At 64.0% G+C, this 8,992-nt stretch carries 6 protein-coding genes, 1 tRNA gene and 1 pseudogene; 6 read left to right on the top strand and 2 right to left on the bottom strand.

All coding sequences use genetic code 11. The features are described from left to right. From KAY22_RS20430 to tig, 3 genes and pseudogenes are all read left to right on the top strand, one after another. A pseudogene (locus KAY22_RS20430) lies at positions 1–1,206 on the top strand (hypothetical protein); the annotation flags it as partial. Positions 1,207–1,354: 148 nt separating this feature from the next. Beyond that, positions 1,355–1,439, top strand: a tRNA-Leu gene (locus KAY22_RS20425). 68 nt (positions 1,440–1,507) lie between these two features. Then, positions 1,508–3,106 (top strand): trigger factor, encoded by a 1,599-nt coding sequence (tig, locus tag KAY22_RS20420; protein ID WP_296625096.1) that lies wholly within the window; start codon positions 1,508–1,510, stop codon positions 3,104–3,106. Between the two features lie 63 nt (positions 3,107–3,169). Here tig and KAY22_RS20415 read toward each other — a convergent pair whose 3' ends face one another. Continuing rightward, entirely contained in the window at positions 3,170–4,516 is a 1,347-nt protein-coding gene (locus KAY22_RS20415; RefSeq protein ID WP_296625095.1) for a hypothetical protein, read from the bottom strand. A gap of 130 nt (positions 4,517–4,646) precedes the next feature. On the opposite strand from KAY22_RS20415, the gene clpP reads away from it, so the two are divergent. Both clpP and clpX read left to right on the top strand, forming a co-directional pair. After that, positions 4,647–5,303: an ATP-dependent Clp endopeptidase proteolytic subunit ClpP gene (gene clpP, locus KAY22_RS20410; RefSeq protein WP_296625094.1), complete on the top strand. Its 657-nt coding sequence runs from the start codon at positions 4,647–4,649 to the stop codon at positions 5,301–5,303. 260 nt (positions 5,304–5,563) lie between these two features. Next, positions 5,564–6,835: an ATP-dependent Clp protease ATP-binding subunit ClpX gene (clpX, locus tag KAY22_RS20405; protein ID WP_296625093.1), complete on the top strand. Its 1,272-nt coding sequence runs from the start codon at positions 5,564–5,566 to the stop codon at positions 6,833–6,835. Positions 6,836–6,913: 78 nt separating this feature from the next. On the opposite strand, the gene KAY22_RS20400 is transcribed toward clpX, so the two are convergent. Then, positions 6,914–7,882, bottom strand: a complete 969-nt coding sequence (locus tag KAY22_RS20400; RefSeq protein WP_296625092.1) for a tetratricopeptide repeat protein — start codon at positions 7,880–7,882, stop codon at positions 6,914–6,916. A gap of 188 nt (positions 7,883–8,070) precedes the next feature. Between KAY22_RS20400 and KAY22_RS20395 the strand changes: the two genes are divergently transcribed. Further along, the coding region (locus KAY22_RS20395) for an NAD(P)/FAD-dependent oxidoreductase (RefSeq protein ID WP_296625091.1) at positions 8,071–8,992 on the top strand (922 nt) is incomplete at its 3' end.

Below are 8,992 nucleotides of genomic sequence, written 5' to 3'. Positions count from 1 at the left end.
TTCGAGAAAGGCCGCAACGTACCGCTGTTCAAGGGCAATGCCCGGCGATCGATCAAGCTGCGCAACCATTATTACGGCCCCGGCGATCAGGGGCTGCCGGCGTCGCAGGCCTGGTACCAGCAGGGTCGCCGCGTCGCGGGATGGCTGCAAGGCGTCAATCCGCTCAGGGTGTCGGTGCCCTATGCCGCCGATGCTCCCGATCGACCCTATTTCGGGACCTTTCAGGTCGACAAGCTCCATGGCCACCAGTTTCCGGGCTGGGGCAGCCTGTTGTTCCGGACGCCCGAGTTCGCTTTCCTCGGCCATCGTTTCTGGGACCAGAACCGCCTCTATTCGAACGACATCATCGGCGATCAGTGGCTCGCGCTCTGGTCGTCGCGCGAGGGGGCCTGGGCCTATATGCACGCGGCGCTGGCCTGGAAGACCGCCAGCGCCGGCTCCACCCGGCTCTACAGCCGCAAGGACGTGCTCGATTTCGCCATGTTCGATTTCGAGGCCTTCCACGACCGCTATTATGCGAGCACGCCGGGCTTCCTGAACCCGCCCGACAATCTGATGCCCGAAGGCCGGGTTGACATGCGCCTCGCCGTGTTCGCGGCTGCGCCCTATTTCGGCATCGTCAATCAGGAGGAGGATCGGCTGCTGCACCAGCATGAGTTCGGCATCGGCTATTGGCTGACCGCGCTGGCAGCGGGCGAGAAGCTGGGGTTCAACGCGGCGCTGCGCGAAACGTCGTCGAAGGTACGGACGATCGTCGACTGGCTGATCCGGATGCACCGGATTCGCGTGGTCGGGCGGATCAACGAGGGCGCGCTGCACCCGCCGCTCGGCGGCACCGATTACATGCTCGGCATCTGGTCGGCCGACCATGTCCGCGCTGTGGGCGGCGACGTGTCCCGCCTGCCGCGCAGCTACCGCGATCTGGCCGGACTGTGGGGGCAGGCGCCCAGCTGGGATATCTTCATCGGCGATCAGGGGCCGATCCGGCGCGACGGGCAGTCGATGGACCAGCTTATCGCCGCGCCGTCCTGGCTGCGCTATCTGCTCGGCCAGGAAGGTGAGGATATCGTCGCCGCTCAGAAGACAGCCAATGCCTGGCGTGAGCAGAAGAAGGCGGAAGAGCTGAAGCGGGGCGAGATGGCCGGGGAGGGGTGGTTCCACTTCCTCCAGGCTACGAACAATCCCGCGCTGGCGGTGCAGCGCTGACCCCGGGTCCGGTCGTCATCACGCTGTCACGCACGCCGTTCAAGGCGTCTCCTGCCTATCGGGAGGGCGTCGAAACCGCCTTGTCATGCGCCGGGTTGTACTCGCCTCGCATGTTGCTATAGAGCGCGCCGACCGGCGGTCCTTTTTTGCGGGCGTGGCGGAACTGGTAGACGCGCTGGATTTAGGTTCCAGTATCGCAAGATGTGGGGGTTCGAGTCCCTTCGCCCGCACCAGCTTCCGCCCTTGGCGCGCGAAGCGGGATCGACCAAGATTTTCTCGAGATAGAGGTTGGATGCGACCCATGCAGACTGTCGAAACGCTCAATGAGGGCCTGAAGCGCGCCTACACGCTGACGATCCCCGCCAATGATGTCGCCCAGCGCATCGAAGCCGAGATCAAGTCGATCGCGCCGCAGATCCGCATGCCCGGCTTCCGCCCCGGCAAGGTTCCCGCCAACCTCATCAAGAAGATGCATGGTCCGGCGATCGAGCAGGACGTGCTCAACAAGGCGGTGCAGGACGGCGTCCAGCAACTGCTGGCCGAACAGAAGCTCCGCCCCGCGATGCAGCCTTCGGTCGAGCTGGTCGACGGCGAATATGAGGCCGGCAAGGACGTCGCGCTGAAGGTCGAGCTCGAAGTGCTCCCCGAAGTGCCCGCGCCCGCAATCGAAGGCCTCAAGCTTGAGCGCCTGACCGTTCCGGCCGCCGCCGAAGAGATCGACAGCCAGATCGAGCGCATCGCTTCGCAGCAGAAGCAGTATCAGGATGCCATGGAAGGCCATCCGGCCGTCGAGGGCGACCTGGTGGTCATGGACTTCGCCGGCAGCGTCGACGGCGTCGCCTTCGAGGGCGGCACCGGAACGGGCATGTCGGTCGAGCTCGGCTCGGGCCGTCTGATCCCGGGCTTCGAGGCGCAGCTGGAAGGCGTCAAGAAGGGCGAATCGCGCTCGCTGAACGTGACCTTCCCCGAAGATTATGGCGAGAAGTCGCTGGCCGGTAAGGCCGCGGTGTTCGAAGTCACCGTGACCGACGTTCGCGTCCCGGGCGAAACCAAGATCGACGACGAGTTCGCCAAGACGCTGGGCTTGCAGGGCATCGACCAGCTGCGCGAGCTCGTGAAGGGCCAGATCGAGCAGGAGCTCAACGGCCTGACCCGCACCCACATGAAGCGCAAGCTGCTCGACCAGCTCGCCGCCGGTCATGACTTCCCGGTTCCGCCGTCGATGGTCGAGGCCGAGTTCGCCCAGATCTGGCAGCAGCTGGAGCATGAAGCGACGCACGAGGAAGACCCCGAAGCCGCCCGCGCCGACATGGAGAAGGATCGCGACGATTATCGCGCCATCGCCGAACGTCGCGTCCGCCTCGGCCTGCTGCTGTCGGAGATCGGCCAGCAGAACGGCGTCGAGGTTAGCGCGCAGGAAATGCAGCGTCTGATCCAGCAGGCGGCCTTCCAGTATCAGCCGAAGGACCGCGAGCGCTTCGTCCAGTATCTGCAGCAGGATCCGATGGCCGCCGCCCAGCTGCGCGCGCCGCTGTATGAGGACAAGGTCATCGACTTCCTGTTTGGCAAGGCCGAGATCACCGACCGCGAAGTGACGCGCGAGGAACTGGAAGCCGCGATCGAAGCCGACGACGACACGATCGGCAAGGGCCACGTCCATGGCCCGGATTGCAACCACGATCACGACCATGACCATGGTCATGCCGAGCCGGCGAAGAAGCCTGCCGCCAAGAAGGCCGCTCCCAAGAAGGAGAAGGCCGACGAGGCAGCGGTAGAGGAAGCCGCTCCTGCGCCGAAGAAGGCCCCGGCCAAGAAGGCTGCCGCCGCCAAGGCCGAGGACGGCGAAGCCGCTCCGGCCAAGAAGGCGCCGGCCAAGAAGAAGGCCGCTCCGGCCGAGTAATCCGCCGGACGACAGTCAGCGAAAAGGCCGGGCAGCGATGTCCGGCCTTTTTGTTTGGGCTGATTATCGAGCGAGGTGCCTGCGGTGGATGATTGCCATCGAGAACAGCGCGAAGCCGCTCGCTATGGTCCACACGAACAACCGGTCCATGAACCAGGCGTGGATGGCCGTATGTTGCCACAACAGGCCTAGCATCCCCACAATGGCAAGGTTCGAGAGCAGCAGATGCACTGTCCGGGCGCGGAGAGTCGGATCGCCGCTCGCGAGCAGCATCCGTGCGCTCCAGGCGCCGAAGCCGATCGCGGTGGCAAGCATCGCGCCTGCGAGAACATGCATCCCGGCGGCCAGCGAGTTGAGCCCCTTCACCAGCGACTTGGCGAGCTTGACCGGGCCGAGGTCGGGCTGCTGTTGGCCCATCCCCAGACGGACACCGAGCTGTGAGGCGCTTTCGCGGAAGGATTCGAGGCCGAACACCGAGAGGGCAAGCAGCAGTTTCAAGGCCATGCAGGTGGCGATTGCCGCGCAGAACGAGGCCAGGGCTTCCACCACCTGTTCGGCGATCTCGCGCGGGGCGGCGTCGCGGAGAGCGAAAGGCAGGCCGCCAATGATGATCGCAAGGCCGAAAGGTATTCCACCGGTCAGGAATTCGAAGATCGCCGTCGCGGCGCCGAACACAGCGGCAGCGACCAGCGATGTCCGGCGCCCCAGTCCGCCCCGCGCAGACGCGACGGCGAGGAACAGCAGATAGACGAGGATGACGGCATCCGACGGCGCATGGCTCAACGACTGGCCATAGGATTCGAGGCCGAACCAGCGCGACAGGGCGAGAAAGACGATCAGCCAGACCAGGCTTTCGGTCGGTCGGTGACCCTTGGCCAGTGCCAGCATCGCGACCAGGATGCCCGCGAGAATGAGCAGCGACTGAAGGAGGTGATAGGCGGTGCGGATCTGCTCCACCGACGCGAGCGGCAGCAGATAGCGCGCCAGCATCGTGTGGCCGTGGACATATTGGTGGTAGAAGAGACCGGTTCGTCCGGCTTCATGATCGCCGAACGCATAAGCCCGCAGCGCGCCGCACATCGTCTCGTCGGTGCGCTGGACGGGTTTGACCGGGCTGACCGCCAACTGGTCCGCCGGCGCCTGCTGGTCGATCGCCATGTAGAGGATCAGGCAGTCATTATATTGGTGGCGTCCGATGTCGGTGTTGCCGACGAGCCAATCCTCGTTCTGCAGTGCGGCCGTGGCGAAGGCCTGCCTGACATGGGCTTCGGCTAGCGGCAGATTCCGGCCGAGGCTAGCGCGATTGGCGATAGCGAAGAGAAGGAACAGCAGAAGGCCGGCGATGATCCCGGTCGCGACCCCCAATGATCCCCTCCGCAAGAGGACAGCCAGCCGCATCGTCTTCAGCATCTATCAACCCCCAGCATGCCACCATCTTGCCGATCGGTTACGGCAGCGCCAGTGATTTCAGGACCCTCTTGAATCCCCGGCGGCAAAGGCCGATGTTGGGCAGGATACAAACCGAAGGACCAATTCATCCATGCAGAATCCGTTCGAAACCGGCCAATTCCTGAATCCGGAGTCTGGCGCGCTGGTTCCTGTGGTGATCGAGCAGTCGAACCGCGGCGAACGGAGCTTCGACATCTATTCGCGCCTGCTGCGGGAGCGAATCATCTTTGTCACAGGTCAGGTCGAAGACCATATGGCGTCGTTGATCGTCGCCCAGCTGCTGTTCCTCGAATCGGAAAATCCGAAGAAGGACATCTACATGTACATCAACTCGCCGGGCGGCGTGGTGACGGCGGGTCTCTCGATCCACGACACGATGCAATATATCCGTCCGCGCGTCGGCACGGTGTGCATCGGTCAGGCCGCCTCGATGGGCAGCTTCCTGCTCGCAGCTGGCGAGCCCGGCATGCGCGTGGCGCTGACCAACTCGCGGATCATGGTGCACCAGCCGTCGGGCGGTGCGCAGGGCATGGCAGCCGACATCGAGATTCAGGCGCGGGAAATTCTGCGCATGCGCCATCGCCTGAACTCGCTCTATGCGAAATATACGAAGCAGTCGCTCGAGGCGATCGAGACCGCGATGGACCGAGACAAGTTCATGGAGGCTGACGAAGCCAAGGCCTTCGGCATCATCGACGAGGTGTTCGACAAGCGTCCGACGCCTGCGGACGAGGCAGCCGCAGCCTGAGCGCTGCGCCGTCTCGCACGGTTCTGGCGAGGCGCGCCCCTCGATCGAGGAGGGGCGCGCCTTGTTTTTTGTACGGATTTTCCGGTCGGAGCGCCGCGAAGGCGATGGACGGCTTGCCGTGCCGCAGCTTGCGTGGTGGCCCAAGGTACCCATATCCAAAGGGAACCACCGGAATGATCATCGCTTCTTAAGGTGGTTGTGAGAAGGGGATGGACGTGTTTAGGATGCGACCGATCCCCAGTGGAGTCAGGATCTAGTTTATGACGAAGTTGACCGGCGGCGACTCGAAGAGCACTTTGTACTGCTCATTCTGCGGCAAGTCGCAGCACGAGGTTCGCAAACTGATTGCCGGCCCCACGGTGTTCATCTGCGACGAGTGCGTCGAACTCTGCAACGACATCATCCGAGAAGAGACCAAGGGCGCCTTGGTCAGCAAGAAGGATGGCGGCGTTCCGACCCCGCATGAAATCTGCGAGCATCTCGATCAATATGTGATCGGCCAAGCCAAGGCGAAGCGGGTCCTGTCGGTCGCCGTCCACAACCATTACAAGCGGCTCAACCACGGCGCGAAGGGTGCCGAAGTCGAACTCGCCAAGTCGAACATCCTGCTCGTCGGCCCGACCGGCTCGGGCAAGACGCTGCTCGCCCAGACGATGGCACGCCTGCTCGACGTGCCTTTCACCATGGCCGACGCGACCACGCTGACCGAAGCCGGCTATGTCGGCGAGGATGTCGAGAACATCATCCTCAAGCTGCTCCAGGCTTCGGATTACAATGTCGAGCGGGCGCAGCGCGGCATCGTCTATATCGACGAGATCGACAAGATCAGCCGCAAGGCCGACAATCCCTCGATCACCCGCGACGTGTCGGGCGAGGGCGTGCAGCAGGCGCTGCTCAAGCTGATGGAAGGCACCACCGCCAGCGTCCCCCCGCAGGGTGGCCGCAAGCATCCGCAACAGGAGTTCCTGCAGGTCGACACGACCAACATCCTGTTCATCTGCGGCGGCGCCTTCGCCGGGCTCGAGAAGATCATCGGCGACCGCCTCCAGGGCAAGTCGATCGGCTTCGGTGCTTATGTCGCAGCGCCGGAGGAGCGCCGCACGGGCGAGACGCTGCAGCAGTGCGAGCCCGAGGATCTGCTGAAGTTCGGCCTGATCCCCGAATTCGTCGGCCGTCTGCCGGTGATCGCCACGCTGATGGACCTCGATGAGGAAGCACTGGTCGAGATCCTGACCCAGCCGAAGAACGCGCTGGTCAAGCAATATCAGAAGCTGTTCGAGATGGAGGGCGTCAAGCTCGGCTTCACCGACGACGCTCTGGTGGCGATTGCCCGCAAGGCGATCACCCGCAAGACCGGTGCGCGTGGTCTGCGCTCGATCCTCGAAGGTCTGCTGCTCGACACGATGTTCGACCTGCCCTCGATGGACGGCGTCGACGAGATCATGGTGGACAAGGACGTTGTGGAGGGACGCAAGGACCCGGTCCGCGTCTTCTCGAAGAAGCCCAAGGAAAAGGCCGGCGACGCCGCCTGATCGGGTTTCGACGGTCACGCATGAAAAAGGCCCCGGGTGGAAACATCCGGGGCCTTTTCGTTGCAGGCGTTGGGTAGGTTAGAGACCCAGCGTCCGCGCAGCGTCGTCGAAGCGGGCGATCTGGGCTGGATCGCCGGCAAAGGCGGCCTTCGCCTTGGTCAGCGCCTGGCGGGCGCCGGCCGGGTCCTTGAGCACCAGACGCGCGCGCATCAGCCGGATCCATCCGTCGGCGTCGCGAGGGTTTTCCTCCAGCCGGGCGGCGAGTCGGGCGACCATGCCGCGTGCCATTTCGTCCTGCTGGGTTGGCGTCATCCGGCTTGCCGCCTGGAGATCGGCGGAGCTAGGGCCGGGAATGCCGGCCGCTGCGATCTGGCCGCCGGCCCCCATGGTCGGGGCTGAAACCGGGGGCGGAGCGGCCTCGGCCGCCTTCATCCGCCCTTCGATCGGTAACCCGTTCTGCTTGGAGATGCGCTCGGCGAGTTCGCGCACGGGCTGAAGCCAGGGGGCGTCGGCGGGGCTTTCGTTCACGATCGCGATGAGATCGTCGAGCGCCTGCTTGTTGTCGCCGCTCTCGTTCTTTTCGATTGCCAGGAAATAGCGGGCCCGGAAATCCTTGGGATCGAGTTTCAGCGCGGTTTCGAAGGACTTGTGCATCTCAGGCGTGATCCTGCCCTGTCCGGTCAGCACCTGCACCTCGCCCAGCGCCGACCAGGCTTCGGCGTTCTTGGGATCGAGTTCGACCGCCCGGGAATAGGCTTTCACCGCGTCGGGATAGCGGCCCACATGATAATAAGCCTGTCCGAGGAGGTGCCAGCCGCGGGCATCCTGGGGGGTTTCCTGCAGCTTCTTTTCGAGCCCGGCGATCATCGTCTCGACCTCGGGCACCGCCGTAGCTTCAGCCTTTTCGGCTGAGGACTCCTGCGATCCGGCGCCCGAGCGGAGGACCGCTACAGCGATTGCGGCAAGCGCGACCAGAGCAGCGAGGATCAGCGCGACGCGCGCGAACGGGAGGGAAAAGCCCTTTGTCGAGCCACTGTCCTTCGTCACATTTCTCTCCACAATAGAAGACTATGGGCTTTGACAGCCTATGCTAAGGAAAGTCTAGCGGAACGCGTCGAAGCTGATAGAGTGGCTTTGGGGCAGACGTAGCGTTTTCCGGAGGGCAGCCGGGGAAAGCCTATGTCGAGACTTGGCCGCTGGCTCGGCGGCGAGGGAAAACGGGGCAGGGGGAACCAGTGGCGGATACCTACCGGATAGCCATCGTTGGCTCTGGGCCGGCGGGGCTCAGCGCGGCGGCGCATGCGGCCAAGCTCGGTCTATCGCACGTTCTGCTCGAGAAGACCGATCACCTTTCCGATACGATCTTCAAATATCAGAAGGGCAAGCACGTCATGGCGACGCCGAGCCAGCTCGTGCTGCGCTCGGACGTCGATTTCGACGCGGGCAAGCGCGAGAAGATTCTCGGCATCTGGGACGAGCAGGCGGCTGCCGCCGGCATAAATGTCCGCCTGAACAGCGAAGTGAAGGCGATCACCGGTCAGAAGGGCGACTTCACGCTGCTCCTCGCCGACAAGGCCGAGATCAAGGCCGAGGCGATCATCCTGGCGATCGGGACGCAGGGCAACCCCAATCTGCTGCGTTGTCCCGGGGCCGAAGGTAGTGGCGTCACCGTCCAGTATCAGCTCGACGATCCCGGCGAATATGTCGACGAGCATATCACCGTGGTGGGCTCGGGCGACGCCGGTATCGAAAACGCGCTGGGCCTCGCGCAGGACCTCGCGCAGGGCAATATCGTCACGATCCTCAACCGTTCGGCCGATTTCAGCCGTGCGAAGGGCGCCAACGTCAAGCTGCTGATGCAGGCGCGTGACGAGGGACGCATCAACGTGATGACCGACACGGCGCCCAATCGGATCGAGGCCGGGCATCTGGTACTCGATACGCGCGATGGCGAAGCGCGCATCCGCTGCGATCGCATCATCGCCCGTATGGGTTCGGCCGCACCGCGCAAGTTCATCGAGGAATGCGGCATCCAGTTCACGAGCCCCGATCGTGAGGCTTTCCCGACCCTGTCGCCGCAGTTCGAGACGACCAACCCCGGCATCTACGTCATTGGTGCACTCGCGGGCTATCCGCTGATCAAGCACTGCATGAACC

Origin of the sequence: Rhizorhabdus sp. (genome assembly GCF_018006725.1) — a bacterium.
Lineage (GTDB): Bacteria > Pseudomonadota > Alphaproteobacteria > Sphingomonadales > Sphingomonadaceae > Rhizorhabdus.
The sequence above is the reverse complement of the archived record's forward strand: the minus strand, read 5'-3'. Positions and strand labels throughout refer to the sequence as shown.

Excerpts from the sequence above, each read along its gene's own strand:
- KAY22_RS20415 (WP_296625095.1), bottom strand. The coding sequence starts at position 4,516 with ATGCTGAAGACGATGCGGCTGGCTGTCCTCTTGCGGAGGGGATCATTG.
- tig (WP_296625096.1), top strand. The coding sequence starts at position 1,508 with ATGCAGACTGTCGAAACGCTCAATGAGGGCCTGAAGCGCGCCTACACG.
- clpX (WP_296625093.1), top strand. The coding sequence starts at position 5,564 with ATGACGAAGTTGACCGGCGGCGACTCGAAGAGCACTTTGTACTGCTCA.
- clpP (WP_296625094.1), top strand. The coding sequence starts at position 4,647 with ATGCAGAATCCGTTCGAAACCGGCCAATTCCTGAATCCGGAGTCTGGC.